This window comes from Methanoculleus sp. (genome assembly GCF_030019085.1).
Taxonomy (GTDB): Archaea; Halobacteriota; Methanomicrobia; order Methanomicrobiales; family Methanoculleaceae; genus Methanoculleus.
Window position 1 is genome coordinate 12951 of record NZ_JASEFJ010000012.1, and the last position, 23247, is coordinate 36197.

Genomic DNA, 23247 nt, shown 5'->3' on the forward strand with positions numbered 1-23247 from the left:
CAAAAGCACATCTTTTATACGTTGCCCCCTCCTAATAAGGATATTAAATTTGCAGAGAGGGTATGCGTTGTCTTCAGGTAAAAAAAGGCCGTCGGTGTCTCAGTATATAGTCACGTTTGCGGTATTGATATTCTTCTGGTATATCCTGTCAGGATATCTGGAACCGTTCTATATCGGCGCCGGGATCATATGCTGTGCCATCGTGACCCTTATCTCAACCGACCTTCTCTTCCTCTCTAATGAGACCAGCGTTTTGCGGTCTGTGGGGACGTTCATCCGGTTCATCGGCTATCTTCCACGGTTGATACTGGCAATTATCATTGCCAACTTCGACGTTGCCTACCGCGTCCTTCATCCCCGCATGCCGATCGACCCCGGTATCATCACAGTCGATACGCCATTTAAAAACGATATCCTGCGTACAGCGTTTGCAAACGCGCTCACCCTGACCCCCGGCACGGTGACCGTTGAGGTGGTCGGCGGGAGATACACTGTGCACGCCCTTGTCCGTGAGGCGGCGGAAGAATCTCTACTCAGAGAGAAGGATATGCAGAAAAGTCTCGCACATGTCTTTGGTGAGGGCGAAGAATGATCGATCTCTTCGACGCCAGCGTGGTCGTACTCATATTGACGATCTTCCTCTGTCTCTACCGGGTGGGCAGGGGCCCCGGGGTTGAGAACCGCCTGATTGCTGTGAACACCATCGGAACAAAGACAATCATTCTCCTGATACTCATCGGACTCATATACGGGCGGCCGATCTTCCTGGATATCGCGATCGTCTATGCGATGATAAACTTCATTGCGACGATTGCGGTCGCCAGATACCTCAAAGAGGGATGCGTATGATGAACACTCTGGCCAGCATCTTCGTCGTCATCGGCCTCTTCTTCATGGTCGTCGGTGCCTTAGGTCTTATCAGGCTTCCTGATTTCTATACCCGTGTCCACGCAAGCGGCAAGTGCGACACGATGGGGGAGGGGATGATGCTTCTTGGTTTCATCCTCTACGAGGGGACGAGCCTGATCGCGGTTAAGATGTTCCTGCTGGTGCTTTTCATATTCATCACCTCGCCGACGGCCGTCCATGCCATCATGAATGTCGCACATACCTGCGGAACTGAACCATGGAAGATCGGGGATGAACGGCGATGATCTGGGACCTTGACTTTGCACTCCTCCTCTTTATGATCATCTGTGCAATAGCGGCGATAACCGTCCGCGACCTACTCCACGCGGCGGTCATCCTTGCTGCTTACTCCCTGATCATGACGGTGCTCTGGTCGGAGATGAACGCCGTCGACGTCGCCTTCACCGAGGCGGTGGTGGGGGCAGGCGTCACTACCGTCCTATTCATCGCGGCCATAGCAAGAACTGAAAGGAGTTCTTCAGATTGAACGTAAAAGCTCTGCTTGCAGTTCTCTTAATAGGCGTCATCCTCTTCTGGGCGGTCGGAGATATGCCGGCGTTTGGTGATCCACAGTCCCCAGCCACTCGCTATACCGGAAAACTATACGTAGATCTGGCCCTTCAGGACGTCGGGGTCGAGAACATCGTCACAGCAATACTTGCGAGTTACCGTGGGTTCGATACGCTTGGAGAGACTGTGGTGATCTTCACCGCAGGTATATCGGTCGCTCTCCTGCTGAGACGGGGGGGGCGACTGTGAGGGAGAACGTAGTAATCCGGACGATATCACGGATTTCGGTGCCGTTTATCCAGGTTTTTGCCCTCTACGTCATAGTGCATGGTGCGGTGGGAGCAGGTGGAGGGTTCCAGGGTGGTGTCGCCTTTGCTGCATCTTTTATCCTGATGTTCATCGCTTTCGGGCTCTCTGGTGTCGAGAAGCGGCTTGGAAAGAAGTGGCTCATGGTCTACTCCATTATCGGGATTGCTATCTATGCAGGTATCGGGTTCCTCTGCCTCGCTGCTGGTGGAAACTACCTGGAGTATGGGGCAATCGAGTCGGCAGTTGGCGTGGCCCATCTCCATGGATACCTGATCGACGCGGTTGAGATGGGGATAGGGATCACCGTGATGGCGGTGATGGTCTCGATAATCTCTGATGTGATGGATAGAGATGGTGAGTCCCCGTGATGGAAGCGGTCCTTGAGGCATTCCTCTCGCACTACAACTATGGGATGGCAATCATCCTGATGATGATCGGGCTGTATGCGTTGATCGCCAAGCAGAACCTGGTAAAGAAACTTATCGGGCTCAATATCTTCCAGACCGCGATATTCCTCTTCTACATCTCGTTTGCCGATGTTGAAGGGGGTATAGCACCGATCTACCTCCCTGAAGGGATGGAAGCCATCTACGTCAACCCCCTTCCGCACGTCCTGATTCTGACCGCGATCGTCGTCGGGGTGAGCGTGACTGCGGTCGGTCTCTCGCTCATAGTCCGGATCTACGAGGAGTATGGAGTCATCGATGAGGCTGGTCTGTTAAAGATGGTGAAGAGACGATGATCGAACACCTCCCTGTCCTCCTGGTAACCGTCCCGATCGTGGCGGCGCTCCTGATACTCCTGCTTGGCTGGCACGACAGCCGGTTCTGCTACCCGCTCACACTCGCAACGATCCTCTTCCAGTTCGCTGGCGGGATCGCACTTCTCATCGAGGTGATGCGGGAAGGGACGATCCATTACTATCTCGGGGGATGGGCACCACCGCTCGGGATCGAGTTTGTCATCGATACCTTCAACGGCTACATCCTGCCGATCGTCCTCCTGCTGGCCCTGGCAACGGCGGTTTATGCACGAAGGAGCGTCGAAAAGGAGATCAAACCGGAGAAGATCGTCTCGTTCTACGTTCTCTTCCAGCTCCTTGTGACCGGTCTTGTCGGCATGACGATCACCGGGGACATCTTCAACCTCTACGTCTTCCTGGAGATATCGTCGATCGCTGCCTACACCCTGATCGCCTCCTCCCGGAAGCCACGCGCCTATGTTGCAGCCTTAAACTACCTGGTTCTCGGTTCGATTGCAGGAGGTTTTGTCCTGCTGGGCATAGGAAACCTCTACGTTGCGACCGGGACACTGAACATGGCAGACCTTGCCCGCCTGCTCCCCGCGTCGTATGGGCTTGCAACGGTTCATACCGCGTTTCTCCTGCTGGTAATCGGTTTCTCCATAAAGGTTGCACTCTTTCCGCTCCATCTCTGGCTCCCTGATGCCTACACGGAAGCCCCGTCTGCGGTGACGGTCCTGATTTCGACCGTGATGGCCAAGGTGAGCGTCTATGCGATGTTCAGGGTCATATTCTCGGTCTTCACGACGGCATACTTCGTCGAGACCGTGCCGGTGACCGAGCTCATCCTCTTCATCGCAGCAGTTGCGATAGTTGCCGGTGCGGTGCTGGCCATCGCACAGGAAGACCTGAAGCGGATGCTCGCTTACTCGAGCGTCAGCCAGGTCGGCTACATCGTCTTTGCGCTGGGCGTTGCAAACCAGATCGCGCTGGAAGGCGGGCTCCTGCATATCCTTGGCCACGCCGTGATGAAAGGTTGCCTCTTCATGGTCGCGGGGGTGATCATATACCGACTGGGGACATCGAGTTTTTCCGACCTCAAAGGTGTTGCAGCAACGATGCCGGTCACCTGTGCCGCGTTCGCCCTCGCCGGGGCGTCGATGATCGGTGTCCCCCCAACAATCGGGTTTGCAAGCAAGTATTACCTGGTGCTTGGAGCGCTTGAAGCGGGGCACTGGGTCTATGCGGCCGTCCTCCTGGCAGGTTCGCTCCTGGCGGTCGGCTACATCTGGCGGTTCATCGAGGTCGCCTACTTCAGCGCCTCGAGTCACCACGAAGGCGGCGATCACCACCCGGCACCGGGGGTGCGCGAGGCGCCTCTCTCTATGCTCGTCCCGATGGTCATTCTGAGCATCCTCTGTCTTGTCCTTGGCATCTTCGTGGATCCTCTGATGAAGATAGTCGCTCCTGCCGTCTCGCTGTTACTCGGGGGTGCCTGAGAATGGTGGACGTAACCGGTCTGCTCCCGGCGGTAACCGTGGTCATCCCGCTCCTGGCGGCGGTGATGATCCTGGTCTCCGGGCGGCACGAGAACATAAGGGACGGGTTCACGGTGGCGGCCGCGGTGGCGATGCTAGTCTCTGTCGTTGCCATGCTCCCCTCGATCCTCTCCGGGGAGAGGATCACGATCTCGCTCATCCCGCTCCTGCCCGGCGGCGATCTGGCGCTGCGGGTGGACGCTTTCGGCATGGTCTTTGCCCTCACCGCCGCCGTTCTCTGGCTGCTGAACTCCTTCTACTCCATAGGCTACATGCGTTCGCTTAAGGAGCATGCACAGACAAGGTTCTTCTTCTGCCTTGCCGTCGCGATAGCCGCCGCGATCGGGATAGCGTTCTCGGCGAACCTGGTGACGCTTCTTGTCTTCTACGAGATCCTGACCATCATCACATACCCCCTCGTTGTTCATGTCGAGACTCCGGAGGCGATGGCGGCGGGGAGGAAATATCTGGCCTACCTCCTAATCGGGGGTATCTTCTTCCTTGCAGCGGTCATCCTGACCTATATCCTCACCGGAACAACCGGTTTTGTCCCGGGCGGGTTCCTTGCCGGGTCGGCACCGCCCCTCACCCTCCAGATCCTCTTCGTCCTCTTCATGGTAGGGTTCGTGAAGGCGGCCTGGATGCCTCTACACGGCTGGCTTCCTGCGGCGATGGTCGCCCCGACACCGGTGAGCGCGTTTCTGCACGCCGTTGCTGTCGTCACAGCGGGGGTCTTCGGGATTGTCAGGATCGCGGGGTGGGTCTACGGGATGGATCTCCTGGCCTCGCTCGGTCTCGGGACGCTCCTTGCCGTTATAGCCTCGTTTACAATCATAACCGCGTCCCTCTTCGCCCTGACCGAGGACAATCTCAAACGGAGGCTTGCCTACTCGACGGTAAGCCAGCTCTCATACATCCTGCTCGGCGTCTCGATGCTCTCTATTGCCGGGATGACCGGGGCGATGGCGCATATCCCCATCCACGCCTTCCTGAAGATCACGCTCTTCTTTGTTGCGGGAGCAGTCATCGTCGCCGCAGGGAGAGAGCGGATCTCCGATATGAAGGGTATCGGAAGGAAGATGCCGGTGACAGCCGTGATGTTCTCGGCTGCGGCGATCGGGATCTGCGGTCTGCCGCCACTCTCGGGGCTCATCAGCAAGGTATACCTGGCTCTCGGGGCGGTCGAAGGTGGTGTGCCGATTCTGCTCATCGTCCTGATCGCGAGCACGGTCTTAAACGCCGCTTATTTCTTCCCGATCATACATACGATGCTGCTTGGCCGGCCGGATGACGAGCGCTCGCTCGACTCCGTCAGTGAACCGCCTCTCACGATGCTCGTCCCGATCGTCCTGACGACGGTTGCATCGGTGTTGATCTTCTTCTTCCCCTCGATGCCGTTTATGGACCTCGTTGAGATTGCTATTGGAGAGATCACAGGATCGGTGATACCATGATCGGGTTACCACCAGCCTTCATCTACCTTCTCGGGATCCTCTTCCTCCCCTTCTTTGCCGGCAGGGCCAGGAAGGCATGGACGCTATTTGCGGGGGTTGTAGGGGTTGTCCTGGCACTTGGACTCTCTCCTTCGGTGCCGGAGATCGTGATCCGGGTTCTGCCGGGGATCGATACGGTTCTCCTTACGGTTGACCCGATGCGAGAGGTGGCTGGCGGTATCTTCGCCATCTCCGGTCTAATCGTCCTGGTCTACGCGGTATACCGGGATCTCCCGCTTGTGGAGACGATCGGAATCCTGGCTTCGATCGCTGCGGCGATGGGAGTGGTCTACGCGGGGGACTTCATTACCGTCTTCGTCTTCTGGGAGGCACTTGCCCTTGCATCGATTGCGATCATCTGGTCATCGAGATCGCCTGGTTCCTCCGCTGCCGGTTACCGCTACATCCTCTACCATATCTTTGGTGGGGCGTGCCTTTTATCCGGGATCGTCTACACGCTGGTCTCCACCGGGAGTGCTGCCATCGGCCCGGTGGCGGATGGCCCCGGTCTGCTCTTCATTCTGGTCGGGATCGGCATGAACGCAGCGTTCATCCCCATCCACACCTGGCTACCTGACGCATACCCGAAAGCATCGGTCGTCGGATCAGTCGCGCTCTCCATCTTCACGACGAAAGCCGCGGTCTTCCTGCTTGCCGGAGTGGGTGGATGGGGGGTTGCGGTCGCCTACATGGGCGGCGCGATGGCACTTTACGGTGCTGTGTTTGCGCTCATGCAGGACGATCTCCGTCGACTCCTGGGCTACTCGATCATCAGCCAGGTGGGTTACATGGTCGCGGGCATCGGTGTGGGGTCGGTTGCAGGGGTAGACGCCGGGCTTGCTCACATGGTCAACGACATCCTCTTCAAGTCGCTTCTTTTCATGGCGGCGGGCGCTGTCATCCTCAGAACTGGCTCTCACCGGCTTTCGGAGATGGGCGGACTCTGGCGGACGATGCCGCTGACCACCCTCTCATGTATCATCGGCGGTCTTGCGCTCGCGGGCCTCCCCGGGCTGAACGGTGCGGTCAGCAAGGGTATGGTAATCGAGGCGGCAGGTTCTGTGCCCTATCTTGCGCCAATCCTCATGGTAGCGGCCGTAATAACCGTAATCTACGTCTTCCGGATCCTCTACCTTGGGTTCTTCCGCCCGGCCGAAGGTACGCGGGAAGGGCTCCTCCCGAAGGACCCACCGGTTCCGATGCTGCTGGCAATGGGGGCAACCTCTCTCCTCTGTGTTGCAATAGGGCTCTTCCCACACCTCCTGACAGACTTCCTTCCCGGCGGGACACCCGCTCACCCCTTTGCAGCCTCATATCTGCTTGAGTCTGCGGGTATCTTTGCCGTCGCAGGGGTGCTCCTGGCTCTGGCGCGTCCCCTCAGGCGCTCGTGGGACGGGTTCGAGAACGATATAGACGCCCTCTACATAAGGGCAGGCCGGGCGGTTGTCTGGTTCTCCTCACACCCGCTTGTGGAGGTCACGGATGCGATAGGCCGCGGGATAGGACGCGTGGTGGCGTGTTTCCAGTATGTCTCGGCAAACCCGGGTGTTGCCATCCAGATAGCCTGGAGGAAGCTTGCTCTGCCGTTTGTGCGGATCTTTGGGGGTCGGGAAAGGTCAGCGGCATACGAGAAGGAACTTGCTTTCTTGAGAGACAATTACCCGGAGGTCCAGACAAACATCTGGGGCGGAGGTTACGGCATCATATTCATCTGTATCGTTGCGTTCCTCTACTTCCTCTTCAGTTTAACGTGATGGGTGGAGCCTCCTCTCATCATGATTTTCAACACCGGCCGGTCTGTGAATGCTGCCTCTTCTCCCGGCCACGGGATCTCTGGAAAGGTGGATCGAACCAATACGGTCCCTGTGTACGGCCCAGCTTGCCTCATTCCAGGATTCGCCGGGCTACATACTTTCCCAGGGCCACGATCGTGAGGATGGGTGGGCCGCCGGGGGCTCCGGGGAGGACGGAGGCGTCCGCCACATAGAGCCCTTCCACGGGAGTTTGGAGATAGGTGTCCACCGCTACACCGATGCGGGCGGTCCCGCCGGGGTGGGTGCCCCGGAGGCTGGCGGCCACCAGTGAACGTGGATCTGCGCCCGCCTCCACCAGGATCGCCCCCGCGTGCGCCGCACCCGCAGATAGCGTTCCCGCATCCCGGGGGGTGACCGCCTTCGATATGGTGTCGCCCACCTCTCCCGCATCATCGTCCCGGATCTTGACCATCATGGAGAGCACGTCAGACGCGGTCGCCGGCCATCCCCGTTCGACGAGCAGATCGACCAGCTGCCGGGAATAGTGGGGCATCACCAGCGTACCGTCGTGGTGAAGATACGCGTTCATGGGGATCTCCGTGTGGAGCCCGGCCGCCGGGCAGAAACCCCCGATTGTGACGAACGTGTCGATGAACAGCGGTGCGGTGGGGATGTCGATTCCCTGCAGCAGGCGGGGAGTCTCCAGTGCTCCGGCGGCGAGGACCACCTCGTCGTCGAGAATGTGCCGGGATCCAGAGCGGACACCTCGCACCTGTCCACTGGATACCAGTATCTCCTCTGCCGGGGTACCACAGCAGGTCCTGCATCCATGTTCCTCTGCCTCCTCCACGAACCAAAGAGCACTCCACCGGGCGTTTGTCGGGCACCCGAAGGCGCACTGGCCGTCCAGGCGGCAGCGACCGTGGTCGATGAATTTGGGCATCTTTTTCATGGGCGTTCCCATCGTGGCGGCAGCCTCCATCAAGCGCCGGGTGGCCGGCCCATATAGCGAATCGGGGAGGATGCGGACGCCCAGATCCCTCTCTGCTTCGGCGAACTCGCGTGTGAGATCGATGCCAAGGGAACGCAGTTCTTCCTCCAGGCATCGCATGGCATTTCCCGTAGATACCAGGGTGGTCCCTCCCAGGCAGAGGGTGCGGAGGATCTTCACCCCGGCATCCACATTCGCATAGTATCGCGACGCGTGCCCGTCCGATGGCCGTGGCCCCCGCTCCAGAAGGGTGACCTCGGCCCCCTTCAGCGCCAGTTCACGGGCGACCGTCGCCCCGCCCGCTCCAGACCCGATCACGATCACCATCAATACCCCTGATCAACCTGCCGCCTGTTAAACCTTGCACCCCGGTGCGGTTGAAATCCAGGCAGGGGCGCTGTCCCCTGCTGTGCACAGGGGAAGGAGGAGGGGGTGGGAGAGGTATGGACTGAAGAATCCACCGAACTCTTCGCACCTGCGGGCTTTGCTATGCAGCGAGGGTGGTCTGCTGTCCGGTGACGGGGCGGTCTCAGAACCGGTCGCGTTTATCTGCTCTTTCCTTTTTGAGCCGTTCCATCATGGCAACCGCACAGAAATCTCCGCACATCGTGCATGGCCCTGACCCGGGGATGAGATCCCGTGCGGTCTCCGGGTCGATGGCATGGGCAATCTGCCCCTCCCGGTCGAGGCGTGATCTGGAACGGGGGAGGGCGAGATCTGCATCGTCCAGGCCGTACTTGATAGTGTCGCCTATGTGAGCGGCAATCCTGAAGGCGATCAGACCATCCCGCACCTGTTCGGGAGTCGGGAGACCCAGGTGTTCGGCGGGAGTGAGGTAACAGAGGTAGTCGGCACCTGCACCGCTTGCGATGCTTGCGCCCACGCAACCGGCGATATGGTCGTAACCGACGGCTATGTCGGTTGGAAGCGGGCCGGCGACAAAGAGGGGGCGCCGGTGAGGCCTCCAGGTAGTGCTGGATGTAGCGGGGTATCCGGTCGGCCCTGACATGGCTGCCGAGCCCTTCGATGATCGCCTGGACACCGTGTTTATTGGCGCAGGCGGCGAGCCGTGCGTTCAGGTGCATCTCCCTAATCTGGGCCTCGTCCATCTCGTCGTGGATGCACCCGCTCCGCATTGTGTTGCCGAGGGAGAGGACAATGTCGTGTTCCCTCAGTATGGCAAGGATCTCATCAAAGCGTTCGATAAATGGGTTTCCAGAATCGTGGCTGAGCATGTAGGCGGCGGTGATCGATCCGCCTTTCGAGACGACCCCCATCACACGGCTTCCGTCCCGGGCGGCATCGATTATCCCCCTCTCGACAGCGTGGATCACAAACGAGGAGACCCCTTCCTCTGCCTGACGTCGTATGGTGGCGAGGATGTCATCCGCTGTCATCTTCTCGATACCGATCTCGGCGGCGGTCTGATAGATTGGCACCGTTGTTATCGGGAGGGTGGTGGCGGCAAAGATCGCACGCCGGATCGCCGAGATGTCCCCGCCTGCGGAGAGATCTGTGACGGTGTCTGCGCCATGTATTTCGGCGATCCTGGCTTTTTTGACCTCATCCTCGGGTCGAACCATGGCGGTTGATGTTCCCAGGTTGACATTGACCTTCGTCCGCAAACCTCGACCGATGCCAAGGGAAAACTTTCCCCGCGTCATAATGACGGCCTCTCCATCGGCGATAGATCGGCGGAGGTCATCCACCTCGATCCCTTCGGTCGATGCAACCGCTGCCATTTGTGGGGTGATCATCCCATCCCTGCCCTCTTCGATCTGAGTTTTCATCCGGGATATTATTGGGTCTCAGATCTGAAAAAACCCGCTATAAGGCTATATTTTTCCTCACGCTCCTCCTGGCGGGTTCGGGAGGTGGGATGGGGGGGGTCGCCTCTCTCTGGAAGGCTACACCCCGCCGTTTTGAGGTTGAGGCTCATCTGAAAAGGTCTTTCTTCCTGGAGCGCTTATACCGTTCTTGTGAAGACTGCCGGAAACCTTCCACCCCCCGCCCGTATCGCTATCGTCGGGGCGGCGGTTGTCATAGTGCTTGCGGGAATCCGTGCAGCCACCCCAATCCTTGCGCCGCTACTCGTCGCCATCTTCTTCGCCACGATCACCGCGCCCGCCATGAAGTGGCTGATCCGGCGTGGCGCCCCTCCGGTCATCGCCGCAGCCGGGGTGGTCGCCGGTCTGATCGGGCTCTTCGCTGCGACTGTAGCCTTTCTCGGTGTTGCGTTTGCCGGTTTTATCCGTTCTCTGCCGCAATACAGGGAGAACCTCCTTGAGCAGGTGACCGTCCTGGCTGATTATGGTATCGATATCAGCAGTTTTACGATCTGGGACTACGTCGACCAGGCTTTCCTGATCCAGCAGGTGGCCGGGATCGCCCGCGGGATCGGGAGTTTCGCCATCGATGCCTTCCTGGTCTTTGTCGGGATGGCTTTTCTACTCATCGAGGCGCCGCGTCTTGCAGGCGTTCTCGAACGATACCTGGGGGTTGATAGTTCCCTATACCAGCACCTTGCACAGTCTGGCAGTTTCCTCATAGACTACATCCTTGTCAGGACGAAGGTGAACCTGATCACGGGTGTCGGGACCGGGCTATTCCTGGCCATCCTCGGGGTCGACTTCGCCGTGCTCTGGGGGTTCATAGCCTTCATCCTGAGTTACGTCCCTTACATCGGCCTGGTCATCGCGGCGATCCCTCCCACCCTTCTTGCCCTGATCGAGTTCGGGCCGGCCGGAGCGGTAGCGGTCATAGTCGCCATATCTCTCATAGACTCCGCTGCCGAGAACCTGATCCTCCCTCGCATGGCCGGACGCGAACTCAATCTCTCGCCAGTCGTCGTCCTCTTCTCCGTCGTTTTCTGGGGTTTCATACTGGGAGCGGTCGGTGTTTTCCTTGCGATACCGCTGACCATCGCGGTGAAACTCCTCCTTGAGAGCTGGGAGGAGACCCGGTGGATGGGCGAGTTGATCGGGAACAGCGGCAGCGCGGAGGACTGACCCCCGTTCAGGATGGAAGACTTTCGACCACCGCGGAGGGGATGGAACGTCCCCTCCGTCAGTGCCAACCTGAGATGGCGATTCTCCATCAACACTGACAGGGAAGAGCACCTCCAGCGTCACGGTGAACCCCTCCTGAAAAAACCCTGTTTCCGGCACAGGGACGGCTTTCCGTGGGCTAGCGCCACATGCCATTCCCTACAGGCGGAGGAGGTATCAGTTAACAGGGTTGATGATCGCCGGGCAAACAGCCATAAAGATGTGGCGAGTTTACGAAGAAAACAGGCAGAATGCCCCCCACTTTAGTGGGGGGATGAATGCCGTCCCTCGATAACATTATTACGCGCCGTCGTGTATACGACTATAATGCTTAAGGCATATCGGTATCGACTCTATCCCTCAAAGTCCCAGGTGACTCTGCTTGAGCAGACGCTTGAGATCTGTCGGTGGGTCTATAACGATACCCTTGCGTTGCGAAAGACCGCATGGGAGCAGGAGCAGCATTCAATCTCTCTCTACGAGACCAACAAGATCCTTACACAGTGGAAGAAGGAACGACCCGATCTGAATCGGGTTCATTCTCAGGTTCTCCAGAACGTTCAGATGCGCGTGGATCTTGCCTTCAAATCGTATTTCAGGCGCGTAAAAGCAGGGGAGAACCCTGGATATCCTCGATTCAAAGGGAAGGGACGATACGATAGTTTCACGTACCCCCAGTCGGGATTCAAACTTGATGGAGACCGCCTTCACCTTTCGAAGATCGGAGACGTGAGGATCGTCCTTCACCGACCTATCGAAGGGAGGATCAAGACCCTCACGGTCCAGCGGTCTTCGACCGGGAAGTGGTATGCCTGCTTCTCGGTCGAGTATGAACCCTCTCCTCTCCCGCAGAAGGAGACGACGGTCGGGGTCTATTTCGGCCTGGAGTCCTTCGCAACCCTATCAACCGGGGAGAAGATCGAGAACCCCCGGTTCTTCCGTACCGATGAGAAAGCCCTTGCGAAGGCACAGAGAAGACTCTCGAAAGCAGAGAGGGGCACTCCTGAACGGAAGAAGGCCCGGAAGATCGTCGCACACGTCCATGAACGGATCGCCAACAGACGGCTCGATTTTGCTCACCAGACTTCCCGACAGTTAGTGGACCGGTTCGGTATAATTGTGTTCGAGGACCTGAATATCACAAACATGCAGAAGAACCCTCATCTGGCAAAAAGCATCGCGGATGTTGCCTGGAACCAGTTCATCACGGTCACGAAGAGCAAAGCGGAAGAGGCTGGCTCTCGGGTGATTCTGGTGAACCCCAGGAACACGTCGCAGATGTGTTCCAGATGTGGCATGATCGTCGCAAAAGAACTTTCAGATCGTGTCCACTCCTGCCCGCATTGTGGGCTGATGATGGACCGCGACCAGAACGCGGCGATCAATATTATGAGATTGGGGCTGCAATCTCTGGGCTGAAAAACCCTGGATGCCCCCGACGAAAGGAGGGGAGCAGTCACGTAGACCGATGGCGTAAAAAACGATTTTGCTCATAATCCGGGTATGACCTCCGGCCAGAGCGAAAATGGTGTGGATCGGATCTGCACCTGTACAACACGATCTTACCCGGTCTTCTCCCGCCACCGGTATGGGGTGGTATGTAACTGAACCCGGGGCGGTGATAATGACCCTGACAGACCGCCGAGAAGGTCGAACTATGGCGGGTGAGAGCGGGTATCGTCACACCCACCTCCACAGATGCGTATTTGACGGATGATGCCCCAGGTATTACGAAATGCCTGAGGAACGGGAGTTCAAATGGAAGCAGTGTCTTATTGTGCGCACCGACATCAAGATGACCTGCGGTAAGAAGTGCGCCCAGATAGCCCACGCCGCCGTAAGCGCCTTTGAGAAGGCCGATAAGACGGCGAAGAAAGCCTGGCTTGACGAGGGCCAGAAGAAGGTGGTACTGAAGGTGCCCTCCGAACGCGCCCTCTTTGAACTCAAGACGATTGCCGAGCGGGCGGGGATCCCGGCATCGATCATCCAGGACGCCGGGATGACCGAGATCCCGCCGGGCACGGTGACGGCACTCGGTCTCGGGCCCGCCCGCTCCGAAGACCTGGACAGGATCACCGGAGATCTTCCGCTGCTATGATCCCATCAACCCACCCCCTTGAACGCGATCTCGGGATGAGGTACTACGCCTCGGATACTCCAGGGATCGGCGGTCGCCTCCGCTCCACCCCCGCAGACTTCGTCGTCGAGGAACTTCCCCTGCCGGTCGCCGACCGGGAGGGGCCATATCTGATCTGCAGGCTCACCAAGACTAACTGGGAACTCCAGCGTGCGGTCAGGGAGATTGCAAAGCGTCTTGGTGTCAGCCACCGCCGGATCTCATGGGCGGGGACGAAGGACAAGAACGCGGTGACAACCCAGTTTATATCCATCTACAACGTCTCTCCAGAGGCGGTCGAGCGGGTGCATCTACAGGATATCTCGCTTGAGGTCGTGGGGCGGTCGCAACACCCGCTCTCTCTGGGGGATCTTGCGGGTAACCGATTTGAGGTCATGATCCGTGAATGCCAGGATGAGGATCTTCCGGCACGGGTGCAGGCGGTCACGAAGGCGGTCTCTGCCGGGATACCGAACTACTACGGGTTGCAGAGGTTTGGTGTCATCCGGCCGGTCACCCACCTTGTGGGTGAGAGGATCCTCAGAGCCGATTACGAGGGTGCTGTGGTCACCTACATCGGTCGGGCGTATCCTATGGAACCGGAGGAGGTGCAGCAGGCGCGAACGCGATTTCTCGAGACCGGAGACGCGCGGGCGGCGCTTTCCGACCTGCCCGTCAGGCTGACCTACGAGAGGGCGATGGCAAACCACCTGGTCGCAAACCCCGGAGACTACGCCGGCGCGCTCCGGGTTCTTCCGCCGAAACTACTATCGCTCTTTGTGAGCGCGTTCCAGTCCTGCCTCTTCAACCATGCGCTCTCCGCCCGCATCGATACCGGTCTCTCGCTAACAGACCCGGAGGTCGGCGATCGTCTAATCTTTGAAAATGGCCGTGAGGATATTGTCACAGCACAAAACCAGCAGGCGGCCAGACTGCAGATCCGCCGTGGACGCTGCCGAATCGCCATCTTCGTCCCGGGTTCTGAACCGGTGGTGCGGCACGGGCCGATGGATGAGACCCTGCATGACCTGATGCAGAGGTGCGGTATCGACGCTGCGGACTTTGAGCGTGCCTCCAGGTTTGTGGAGACGGCTTTCTCGGGGGCTCTCCGCGCGATAAGCCTCTCTACCGGGGTGGAGGCAGAGGTCTATGCCACCGACGTCAGGCTACGGTTCAGCCTCCCTCCCGGCCACTACGCAACGACGGTCTGTCGGGAGTACATGAAGGCCGAACCGCATATGATGATATAGGGGCAGAGCATGAAGACCAGGTGCGCAGGGTTCTTCACCACTGTCACGGGGTGGCCGGGAGGGTTTTGTCCTCAGGAACTGTAGAGGACTTCCCACTCGGTGACCAGGTTGCTACCGCACATGTAGTGCCTCTTCAAGGATAGACGGATCATCTCCTCCTCGGTCTCGATGTGCATGCCGCCAACGAGCGAGGGGGTGTCGGCACCGCCGACGATAAACGGAAGGTGGATCAGGCGTATCTCGTCGACCAGATGGTGGTGTAACATCGACCAGTTCAGAGTCGGCCCGCCCTCGATCATCATCCGGTCCACACCGTAGTCCTGCTTCAGGATCCGCATCAGTCGCGGGAGGTCGACCTGACTCGTGCCAACGACGAGGACGTCGACACCGGCATCCCGGAGCCGGGCGATCTTATCCGGCGGCGCGGCCTCGCTGACGACGATAAGGGTTCGGGCGTCTGAACCCAGGACGTTTGCACCCGGCGGGATCTCTCCACTGCTGGTCGGGATGACGCGGAGCGGGTTCTTACCCTCGACCAGCCTGACTGTCAGGAAGGAGTTGTCTATCCGGATGGTGTTTGCCCCGACCATGATGGCATCGCACTCCGCCCGTGTCCGGTGCAGGAGGACCTCCGTCTCCGGGGCCATGTACTTCATGAGGATCTTGCTTGATGCCCCGCGTTTCAGGGTGAGTTTCCCGTCGACGGTGATCTCTGACATCATGAGCACTTGCGGCCTGTCGTCTTCTGGCATTGGACTCGTTCCCGGTGATCTTATCTGGCGGGAGCGGTTATGAATCTGGTGATTCCCCTTCAGAAGGTCTATTCTGTTTCGGGGTGTTTGAGGGATCACATCACAGAGCAAAGGTTAAACTCTTCATCGATTCATAGGATATGAGATGAATATAACCTCCCTGCGGCCGAAATTTGTCAAATACACGGATCCAATTGCGTCGTTTTTCATCCGGCTCGGTATTACGCCAAACCAGGTCTCCGTGCTCTCCTTGCTCTTCGGCTTTGGGTGCGCCCTTGCTTTTGCAGGTCACCACTTCGTGACAGGGAGCCTGCTCCTCCTGATCTCGGCCATCCTTGACCTTGTGGATGGCAGCGTCGCACGCAAGAACAATACCAGGAGCAGGTTCGGCGCGGTATTTGACTGGATCGCCGACAAGTACGTTGACGCGGCGGCCATCCTGGGTGTGGGGTTCTCCGGCATCCCGATCGTCAGTCAGATCTTTGACGTTCCGGCGGTTGCAGATTTCGGCGTGGTGGGGCTGGCTCTTGCAGGGTCGCTGATGAATACCTTCATCAAGCCGGTCACTTATGCCGAGATCGGCTATTCTGAGCGGATTGCCGGGAAGATCGAGGACCCCCTGGAGGGGGTCGGGTTCTTCGGAAGGCCAGAGACCATCCTGGTGCTGGTGCTCGGCGGTCTGACCGGTTTTCTCTGGGTTGCGGTGATCCTGATCGCGGTCTGCACAAACCTCTCCGCACTCCAGCGGATCGTCTACCTCTATCGGCGGTATTCCTGAACAGTTCAACCCTCCTGTGTGACACCATCGCCATGCGCTCTCCCCCTTTTCAGGGTTTTTCCCGTGACAGGCACCTTCCAGGATTTCAGCCGGGTTGATGGTGGCCGCCGGATACAGTAAGCGATGACGATGGTAGAACTCCACGCCAGGCGGGAAGAGGTATACAGGGGTTTTTCAGGTGCCGGCTTTTGCGGAGCCCCGTCGGAGGAGCTGTTCTACCTCGCCACGATAGAGACGATAGAGGTCATCGGCAAGTGCGGCGAGTTCGGGGATTATGGTGAAGAGAGCGTAGGCCAGGGCCACAAGCACAACAAGAGCGCCGAGTTCTGCCATGACGTTGTGCGCCCAGAAGAAACTCTCGTAGCCGAACTCGCCGTTGCTGGCGATCTCGGGGAGGTAGGGGAACCACTGCTCGGTGTAGGCCGTGATCACAAAGACGTTTCGGATTATGTTGAGGATGTAGATCGTGGGAGCGACGAGGAGGAAACCTTTTATCTTCTGTTTCAGCGTCGACTCCACGCCCCAGGCAACGCCGAGCATGATCGCGATGCTCTGGATCCCGGTGCAGGCCAGGACTATCTCGGTCTGGAGACCGTTGCGCTCCAGCAGGTTCCAGGCCTGGAAGGTCACAGGATAGCCGACCGCCGCAAGCACTGCAGAGGTCTGTCCGGCGACCACGGTGATCAACCAGTTCCCGATCGCGGGGATGTAGCCGAAAGGAGCGTAGATCAGGAACGCGATGGCGGCGATCATCGAGACCTGGATCACCGGGGGGTCATCGCGGAGGAGGTATTTTATGGTGATATAGAGGAGTGGCAGCGAGATGACCGCCAGTGCCGGGTACACGAAGTTATTCAGTGAGATGTAGTGGGGGATCTCAGCGAAGAGGTATCCAACGATGCTTACCCAGCCAGCGATAGCAAAGTAGTTCCGATATCTCCAGGGGATGAGGAAGACAAGAAAGCAGATGCAGGAGATCAGCACCAGGTAACCATTCATCTTTTAACCTTCTGTTTATCCGGCAATAAAATCATTTGCGCTTCCGATCTCAACTGCTCAGGATTACGGGTTGCGATCATGCAGCATGACCAAGATTAATTGTGGTCGCCGCCCCATGACTATACGATGATATTCTGTCCGCAGTGCAAAGGTCTGATGATATCCTCCGCTGGTCAGCTGAAGTGCAAGAAATGCGGCTATATCCGTGATATCAACGCGTCTGACCGGTTGAAGAAGACAGACAAACGTCTGGAGAAAGAGATCACCATCGTCGACACGGAGAAGGAGATCGCAACCCTTCCGACCGCAACCGTCAAGTGCCCCGATTGTGATTGCACGACGGCATACTGGTGGCTTCGGCAACTGCGTGCGGCAGATGAGAGCGAGGTTCGGTTCTTCCGCTGCACGGCCTGCGGGAAGACCTGGCGTGAGTACGATTGATATTATTTGCTTTTGCAGGTCACGAACCTGCGATGGCTGATTGAAGGTTCTGGGAATAGGCAAGAGACGAGTCGCTGCTTTTCCGTCCCGGGAGAATTCAACAGGAAATTATATCACTCCCGGAAATCATTTTCAGGCATATGGCGCCGGCATCGCCTGGAAATGCTGTATGTTATCTATTCGTTGATACGGAAACGACCGGGACGTTCAGGTTCGGTCGTCCACCTCCACGTCTTGTTGAGGTTGCCTGCCTGGTCTGTGAGGTGAGTGGGGAGGTTGTGGAGAGGGGCGAGCGGATCGTTCGCCCGGATGACTTTACAGTTCAGGCAGTTGCCTCCAGGATCCACGGTATTACCACAGGATACGCCCGGCAAGCCGGTGTATCTGTCCTGGAAGCTCTTGAGGTGCTATGCCTCGCCGCAAGCCGGAGTTCTACTGTTGTTGCGCATAACCCAAGGTTTGACCGTGCGGTCATTGCTGAGGAGGGCAGGCGCAACGGGGTTCCGGATCCGCTCTCGAACCTGCCCGGGATCTGCACGATGGGGTCGACGGCACCGGTCTGCGGGATTCGACGGGTTGGTGGCGGGGACTATAAGTGGCCTGCGCTCTCCGAACTTTATCGGAGCCTGTTTGGAGTAACTTACGAGCGGAGCGTTCACCGCGCGGCTGACGATGTAGAGGCATGCGCGTGGGCTGGTCCCGGGAGCGCTCGATAAAAACCCCACCAGATCACCCCAACAGACCCCCACCGCCGGGTTGGGAGAACCTGCGCACAAACCCGCCACACCCCCCGGCCCCGGCCACCCCCCCTCGCCCGCATCAGAACTCACTTTAATGGCCTCCGATCCTGAAAACTTTCAGGAAATAGGTTATCCCCAACCCCACCGGCCCCGACAGATTCCGGGCGCACCTCCGATAACCCTTTCCCTGCTGCAAATCAACACTTAACCAGAATATTGATATAATATTCATTATTAATAGTGATCAATACGGGGTAACCGAATGGCTGAGAAATTTGATGTCAAACTTGAAGATGCGAAATATTATCTGCCCGATGCCAGTTACAAAGAACAGTCCTGGTTAGGCGACTACAACCGTGCCTATCAGGAGTTCCTGGCCGACCCCGATGGATTCTGGGACAGGATCGCCCGTGAACTCGAGTGGTTCCAGCCCTGGGACCGGGTGAAAGAATGGAACTACCCCTACGCTAAGTGGTTCACCAACGCCAAACTCAACATCACCTACAACTGCCTTGACCGCCACGTCAACAACCAGCGTCGTAACAAGGTCGCGATCATGTGGCGTGGTGAGACCGAAGGTGACGAGGAGGTCTACACCTACCGCCAGCTCCTCCAGGCCGTCAGCCAGTTTGCCAACGGCTTAAAGAGCCTCGGCGTCGGCAAAGGCGACCGTGTCTGCATCTACATGCCGGTCGTGCCCGAGCAGATCATCGCCATGCTCGCCTGCGCCCGCATCGGGGCGATCCACACAGTTGTCTTTGGCGGGTTCGGCGTCAGCGCACTCAACCAGCGTATCGTCGGCACAGATGCAAAGGTCATCGTCACCGCCGACTTCACCTACCGGCGCGGCAAGGCAATCCCGCTCAAGAACATCGTCGAAGAGGCCGTCGTCAACGCCCCGAGCGTCGAGCGGATCGTCATCCTCAGGCGTGACGAGAAAAAGCCCGTAGAACTCCACCCCGAGATGGAGGTTGACTTCTACGAACTGATGGAAGAATCAGACCGGGAGTGCCCTCCAGAAGCCATGGACGCCGAAGACCCCCTATTCATCCTGTATACCAGCGGCACCACAGGCTCCCCGAAAGGCATCGTCCACACCTGCGGCGGCTACATGGTCGGGACCTACTACACGATGAAACACGTCTTCGACATCAAGGATAACGACGTCTACTGGTGCACCGCAGACCCGGGCTGGATCACAGGCCACAGTTACTGTGTCTACGGCCCTCTCCTGAACGGTGCCACCTGCCTCATCGCCGAGGTGACGCCGGACTACCCGACCAACGGCACCTACTGGGACATCATCCAGGACTATGGTGTCACCATCTTCTACACCGCCCCGACCGCCATCAGGATGTTCATGCGGGTGGGTGAAGAGTGGCCCAACCGCTACAACCTATCATCGCTCCGCGTACTGGGGTCTGTCGGCGAACCGCTCAACCCCGAAGCGTTTGAGTGGTTCTACCACGTCATCGGCAAAACCCGTTGCCCGGTCGTGGATACCTGGTGGCAGACCGAGACCGGGATGCACATGATCACAACAATGATCGGCGAACCCATGCGCCCGGGGTTCGCCGGAAAACCGATCCCCGGCGTCGTCGCCGACATTGTCGACCGCAGTGGCAATCCGGTCCCTCCCGGTACCGGCGGTTTCCTCGTCATCAAAGAACCCTGGCCCTCGATGATGCGAACAGTCTGGAACGACGACGAGCGCTACCGGAAGTACTGGTACACCATCCCCGGATGCTACACAACCTCCGATCTGGCGGTGAAAGACCACAAAGGCTACATCATGGTCCTTGGCCGGTCTGATGACCTGATAGTCGTCGCCGGACACAACATCGGAACCGCAGAGGTCGAGAGCGCACTGGTCTCCCACGATGCCGTGGCAGAGGCCGCTGTCATCGGAAAACCCGACCCCCTGAAGGGGAACATCATCAAGGCCTTTGTCATCCTCAAGAACGGTCGCGTGCCAGGCGAAAAACTGAAGAATGATCTCGTCTACCATGTCCGGATGACCCTTGGACCCATTGCCATACCCTCCGAGATTGAATTCGTCGATTCACTCCCGAAAACCCGGAGCGGAAAGATTATGAGGCGCGTCCTCAAAGCCCAGGAACTCGGGATGGACCCGGGAGACATCTCGACCCTGGAGGAGTAGAAAGCCAATTATTTATATACCTTTTTAAATATGCTCTATATATGTCTGAACACAGACCAGAAGAGTCCCTCAAGATAGAGAATATCGTTGCTTCCGCAAAAGTGACCGACTCTCTTGATCTACCCTCTCTTGCTTCGCGCCTGAAAGATGCAGAATACAATAAAAAACGGTTCCCGGGCGTTGTTCTCAGGATGCAGGACCCGAAGATCGCAGCGCTTGTCTTCGGTTCAGGGAAGGTTGTCCTTACAGGCGCAAAGAGCATCGACAGCCTCTCGCGGGGCCTGCAGATCCTCACAGACCATCTGCGAGCGCTCGGCATAGAGATCCCGGGAAACCCGGAGTACAAGATCCAGAACATCGTCACCTCAGCTGATCTTGGAACGCCGATCAACCTCAACAAGATCGCCGTCGGTTTCAACCTGGACAGGATCGAGTACGAACCAGAACAGTTTCCGGGACTCGTCTACAGGCTCGACGATCCGAAAGTGGTTGCCCTCCTCTTCGGTTCCGGCAAACTGATCATCACCGGCGGCAAGGTGCCCGACGACGCACGTAGGGCGGTAGAGCGGATCGTCTCAGAACTCTCGAGTCTCGGCCTCCTGTGATCACTCCACTGGATGCTATATCCACATCTTTTTGCGGTGGAAAGAGCATTCACGGTTACAGAGCGCCCATAAAAAAGGCAATTGCGAGGCCACTCACAGCCAGTAGAGTGGCTCATTGGAATAATAATATTTTTATAGTTAGATTTAAAAAAGTAGATTAAATCTGATGGTGAATGGATGGGACCGGAGACTACGAAGAGTTTTACCCCCCGTGATGAAGAAGTCGCCGAACTGTTGATGGACATCGGAATCAAGAGAAACGTCGCCAGGGTGCTCGTATTTCTCACAAACAATGCAGAGGCGACGTCAAGAGAGATCGAGCGAGGCACCGACCTCCGCCAACCAGAAGTCAGCATCGCCATGCGCTACCTCAAAGAATGTGACTGGATCGATGTCCGTGAGAGCAGGTCGGAGAGCAAGGGAAGACCTGTAAAGATCTACAACCTATCCCGACCTATATCAGAGATCATGGACAAGATCGAGTACGAAAAGAAGAAAGAGGCCCGACACCAGCTGGATCTCATCCAGAAGATGCGGGAATGCATATCAACGCAGTGAGAGAACGCGACAACCGTCGCCATCACCAAGAATAACCGTTATCTTTTCTCCGTAGGCCGAAAAAAGGCCGCATTCGATCACACCAGGGATCGATATCATCTCCGCTTCCAGTCGATCCGGGTTCGTCACAGGTCCAAAGTTACAGTCGATGATGAAGTTGCCGTTATCGGTGATTACCGGCCCGTCCTTCCTCACCCCTTCCCGCAGGACGGGATCGGCGCCGAGTGCTTCAAGCCTCCGCGAGACAGACCCGGCCGCAAACGGGAGCACCTCTACAGGAACAGGTGCGTCCAGTCTCTCCACCATCTTTGAAGGGTCAACGACGATCAGGACTTCCCTCGCCGCGTCGCATACGCACTTCTCACGGAGGAGCGCCGCTCCCCGTCCCTTGACCAACCGGAACCGGGGGTCGACCTGGTCGGCACCGTCGATTGCCAGATCGAGTTCGGGGTGTTCATCGAGGTCTGTGAGGAGGACACCGTAACGGCGCGCCCGCATGGCCGCCTGGTAGGATGTCGGCACCCCGGCAATGGAGAGACCTTCTTTTGCGATCCGCTCACCAAGACGCTCAATCGCGAAGAAGACCGTCGACCCCGTACCAAGACCGACGACCATCCCATCGCGTACCTCCTCGGCCGCCCTGCAACCCACCATCCGTTTAGCTGCAACCAGATCGAGTGGGCTCATAGATGTATCTCCTCCCGTCTTACAGTCAACCCATCAAAGATGCACTGGAGTTCTCCTACGGCAGCAAAAGCCGTGCAGTCAAGCGTGATCGGCGTTATGGAGATGTTGCCCTGCTGCACCGCATGCACATCGGTCCCCTCCTCTGCATCCTCGTAGAGAGGGCCGTCGATCCAGTAATACGGGCGGCCACGGGGGTCGAAACGCTCCTCCACGCCAGTGTGGAAGAGTTTTGCGGCAAGCCGGGTGACCTCGTAGCCGCCGCGCACCACCGCCGGTATGTTCACATTGATAACGTGGGCATTCTCCGGAAACCCTGTCTCAAGCACCCTCCCGCAGACCTCGCGGACCACCCTTTTCGCATCGGAGAACCGTCTGGTGATCCCGGAGGGCTCGTCGAACTTATCCCCCTGATCCTCCACCTGGAGCGAGAAGGCAAGTGCCGGCACCCCCTGGTTAGAGGCCTCGAGCGCGGCCCCGACCGTCCCCGACGTCATTACAGACTCAAACGAGAGGTTCTCCCCGATGTTGATCCCGCTAACCACCAGGTCAGGGTTCAGGCGCAGCGCAAACAGCCCGATGATCACGGCATCGGTGGGTTTCCCGCCGACCGAGTAGGCGGTAACGCCGTTCATCACCACCCTGTTTGCACGGATAGGCTCAAAGATGGAGATTGACCGCCCCACAGCGCTCTGCTGGGTGGCCGGCGCAACCACGGTGACCTCGGCAAACGGTGAAAGTGCATTGTATGCCGCCCAGAGCCCCGTGGACGTGATCCCATCATCGTTTGTGAGCAGAATCCTGGGTTTCATCCTTGTATATACGGATGGTTTCCCTGAAACAAAAACCTGCCCGATCGTCAGGGTCATG

Annotated in this window: 25 protein-coding genes and 1 pseudogene; 20 read left to right on the forward strand and 6 right to left on the reverse strand. The window is 58.1% G+C overall.

Annotated features, from left to right (window positions below):
* Window positions 1-94 precede the first annotated feature (94 nt).
* From QMC91_RS06355 to QMC91_RS06400, 10 genes are read left to right on the forward strand one after another with little or no spacing between them, the layout of a single operon-like run.
* Window positions 95-592 (forward strand): Na+/H+ antiporter subunit E, encoded by a 498-nt coding sequence (locus QMC91_RS06355; RefSeq protein ID WP_300236885.1) that lies wholly within the window; start codon window positions 95-97, stop codon window positions 590-592.
* Window positions 589-849: a monovalent cation/H+ antiporter complex subunit F gene (locus QMC91_RS06360; protein WP_300236887.1), complete on the forward strand. Its 261-nt coding sequence runs from the start codon at window positions 589-591 to the stop codon at window positions 847-849. The genes QMC91_RS06355 and QMC91_RS06360 overlap by 4 nt, the downstream gene beginning before the upstream one ends.
* On the forward strand, window positions 846-1154 hold the full coding sequence (gene mnhG, locus QMC91_RS06365) for a monovalent cation/H(+) antiporter subunit G (protein WP_300236889.1): 309 nt from the start codon (window positions 846-848) through the stop codon (window positions 1152-1154). The genes QMC91_RS06360 and mnhG overlap by 4 nt, the downstream gene beginning before the upstream one ends.
* On the forward strand, window positions 1151-1396 hold the full coding sequence (locus QMC91_RS06370) for a hydrogenase subunit MbhD domain-containing protein (RefSeq protein WP_300236891.1): 246 nt from the start codon (window positions 1151-1153) through the stop codon (window positions 1394-1396). The genes mnhG and QMC91_RS06370 overlap by 4 nt, the downstream gene beginning before the upstream one ends.
* Window positions 1393-1668: a hydrogen gas-evolving membrane-bound hydrogenase subunit E gene (gene mbhE, locus QMC91_RS06375; protein ID WP_300236893.1), complete on the forward strand. Its 276-nt coding sequence runs from the start codon at window positions 1393-1395 to the stop codon at window positions 1666-1668. The genes QMC91_RS06370 and mbhE overlap by 4 nt, the downstream gene beginning before the upstream one ends.
* Entirely contained in the window at window positions 1665-2096 is a 432-nt protein-coding gene (locus QMC91_RS06380) for an MnhB domain-containing protein (RefSeq protein WP_300236895.1), read from the forward strand. The genes mbhE and QMC91_RS06380 overlap by 4 nt, the downstream gene beginning before the upstream one ends.
* A complete protein-coding gene (locus QMC91_RS06385) occupies window positions 2096-2470 on the forward strand; it encodes a cation:proton antiporter subunit C (RefSeq protein ID WP_300236962.1) in 375 nt (124 codons plus the stop codon). Before QMC91_RS06380 ends, QMC91_RS06385 begins: the two co-directional genes overlap by 1 nt.
* Entirely contained in the window at window positions 2467-3969 is a 1503-nt protein-coding gene (locus QMC91_RS06390) for a monovalent cation/H+ antiporter subunit D family protein (RefSeq protein ID WP_300236897.1), read from the forward strand. Before QMC91_RS06385 ends, QMC91_RS06390 begins: the two co-directional genes overlap by 4 nt.
* Before the next feature lie 2 nt (window positions 3970-3971).
* Window positions 3972-5462, forward strand: coding sequence for a proton-conducting transporter membrane subunit (locus QMC91_RS06395; RefSeq protein WP_300236899.1), 1491 nt, complete (start codon window positions 3972-3974; stop codon window positions 5460-5462).
* Window positions 5459-7255 carry a proton-conducting transporter membrane subunit gene (locus QMC91_RS06400; protein WP_300236901.1) on the forward strand — a complete coding sequence of 599 codons (1797 nt, stop codon included), beginning with the start codon at window positions 5459-5461 and terminating at the stop codon, window positions 7253-7255. Before QMC91_RS06395 ends, QMC91_RS06400 begins: the two co-directional genes overlap by 4 nt.
* Before the next feature lie 130 nt (window positions 7256-7385).
* Here the strand turns inward: QMC91_RS06400 and QMC91_RS06405 are convergent, their stop codons facing one another.
* Both QMC91_RS06405 and thiC read right to left on the reverse strand, forming a co-directional pair.
* Window positions 7386-8573 (reverse strand): FAD-dependent oxidoreductase, encoded by a 1188-nt coding sequence (locus tag QMC91_RS06405; RefSeq protein ID WP_300236903.1) that lies wholly within the window; start codon window positions 8571-8573, stop codon window positions 7386-7388.
* Between the two features lie 202 nt (window positions 8574-8775).
* A pseudogene (gene thiC / locus QMC91_RS09990) lies at window positions 8776-10036 on the reverse strand (phosphomethylpyrimidine synthase ThiC).
* 189 nt (window positions 10037-10225) lie between these two features.
* Here thiC and QMC91_RS06420 point away from each other — a divergent pair.
* From QMC91_RS06420 to truD, 4 genes are all read left to right on the forward strand, one after another.
* Window positions 10226-11254, forward strand: a complete 1029-nt coding sequence (locus tag QMC91_RS06420) for an AI-2E family transporter (RefSeq protein WP_300236907.1) — start codon at window positions 10226-10228, stop codon at window positions 11252-11254.
* A gap of 366 nt (window positions 11255-11620) precedes the next feature.
* The gene (locus QMC91_RS06425; protein ID WP_300236909.1) at window positions 11621-12712 is read left to right on the forward strand and encodes a transposase; all 1092 of its coding nucleotides are present in this window, start codon (window positions 11621-11623) and stop codon (window positions 12710-12712) included.
* Between the two features lie 316 nt (window positions 12713-13028).
* The gene (gene pth2 / locus QMC91_RS06430) at window positions 13029-13391 is read left to right on the forward strand and encodes a peptidyl-tRNA hydrolase Pth2 (protein ID WP_300236911.1); all 363 of its coding nucleotides are present in this window, start codon (window positions 13029-13031) and stop codon (window positions 13389-13391) included.
* Window positions 13388-14659, forward strand: coding sequence for a tRNA pseudouridine(13) synthase TruD (gene truD / locus QMC91_RS06435; protein WP_300236913.1), 1272 nt, complete (start codon window positions 13388-13390; stop codon window positions 14657-14659). The genes pth2 and truD overlap by 4 nt, the downstream gene beginning before the upstream one ends.
* A 71-nt stretch (window positions 14660-14730) precedes the next feature.
* On the opposite strand, the gene QMC91_RS06440 is transcribed toward truD, so the two are convergent.
* Window positions 14731-15411, reverse strand: coding sequence for a dihydrofolate reductase family protein (locus QMC91_RS06440; protein ID WP_300236914.1), 681 nt, complete (start codon window positions 15409-15411; stop codon window positions 14731-14733).
* 145 nt (window positions 15412-15556) lie between these two features.
* Here QMC91_RS06440 and QMC91_RS06445 point away from each other — a divergent pair, with 145 nt between their 5' ends.
* Window positions 15557-16189, forward strand: a complete 633-nt coding sequence (locus QMC91_RS06445; RefSeq protein WP_300236916.1) for a CDP-alcohol phosphatidyltransferase family protein — start codon at window positions 15557-15559, stop codon at window positions 16187-16189.
* Window positions 16190-16363: 174 nt separating this feature from the next.
* Here the strand turns inward: QMC91_RS06445 and artA are convergent, their stop codons facing one another.
* A complete protein-coding gene (gene artA, locus QMC91_RS06450; RefSeq protein ID WP_300236918.1) occupies window positions 16364-17188 on the reverse strand; it encodes an archaeosortase A in 825 nt (274 codons plus the stop codon).
* 126 nt (window positions 17189-17314) lie between these two features.
* Here artA and QMC91_RS06455 point away from each other — a divergent pair, with 126 nt between their 5' ends.
* The 5 genes from QMC91_RS06455 (at window position 17315) to QMC91_RS06475 (ending at window position 21693) form a co-directional block, all read left to right on the forward strand.
* The gene (locus tag QMC91_RS06455) at window positions 17315-17629 is read left to right on the forward strand and encodes a transcription factor S (RefSeq protein ID WP_300236920.1); all 315 of its coding nucleotides are present in this window, start codon (window positions 17315-17317) and stop codon (window positions 17627-17629) included.
* A 140-nt stretch (window positions 17630-17769) separates the two neighbouring features.
* Entirely contained in the window at window positions 17770-18345 is a 576-nt protein-coding gene (locus QMC91_RS06460) for a 3'-5' exonuclease (RefSeq protein WP_300236922.1), read from the forward strand.
* Window positions 18346-18631: 286 nt separating this feature from the next.
* Window positions 18632-20530, forward strand: a complete 1899-nt coding sequence (gene acs, locus QMC91_RS06465; RefSeq protein ID WP_300236924.1) for an acetate--CoA ligase — start codon at window positions 18632-18634, stop codon at window positions 20528-20530.
* A 41-nt stretch (window positions 20531-20571) separates the two neighbouring features.
* Complete coding sequence (locus QMC91_RS06470; protein WP_300236926.1) at window positions 20572-21135, forward strand: TATA-box-binding protein; 564 nt, start codon at window positions 20572-20574, stop codon at window positions 21133-21135.
* Window positions 21136-21312: 177 nt separating this feature from the next.
* Window positions 21313-21693 (forward strand): MarR family transcriptional regulator, encoded by a 381-nt coding sequence (locus QMC91_RS06475; RefSeq protein WP_300236928.1) that lies wholly within the window; start codon window positions 21313-21315, stop codon window positions 21691-21693.
* Here the strand turns inward: QMC91_RS06475 and rpiA are convergent.
* Both rpiA and surE read right to left on the reverse strand, forming a co-directional pair.
* Window positions 21682-22380 carry a ribose-5-phosphate isomerase RpiA gene (rpiA, locus tag QMC91_RS06480; protein ID WP_300236929.1) on the reverse strand — a complete coding sequence of 233 codons (699 nt, stop codon included), beginning with the start codon at window positions 22378-22380 and terminating at the stop codon, window positions 21682-21684. The genes QMC91_RS06475 and rpiA overlap by 12 nt on opposite strands.
* Window positions 22377-23189 carry a 5'/3'-nucleotidase SurE gene (gene surE / locus QMC91_RS06485; RefSeq protein ID WP_300236930.1) on the reverse strand — a complete coding sequence of 271 codons (813 nt, stop codon included), beginning with the start codon at window positions 23187-23189 and terminating at the stop codon, window positions 22377-22379. The genes rpiA and surE overlap by 4 nt, the downstream gene beginning before the upstream one ends.
* Window positions 23190-23247: the final 58 nt, after the last annotated feature.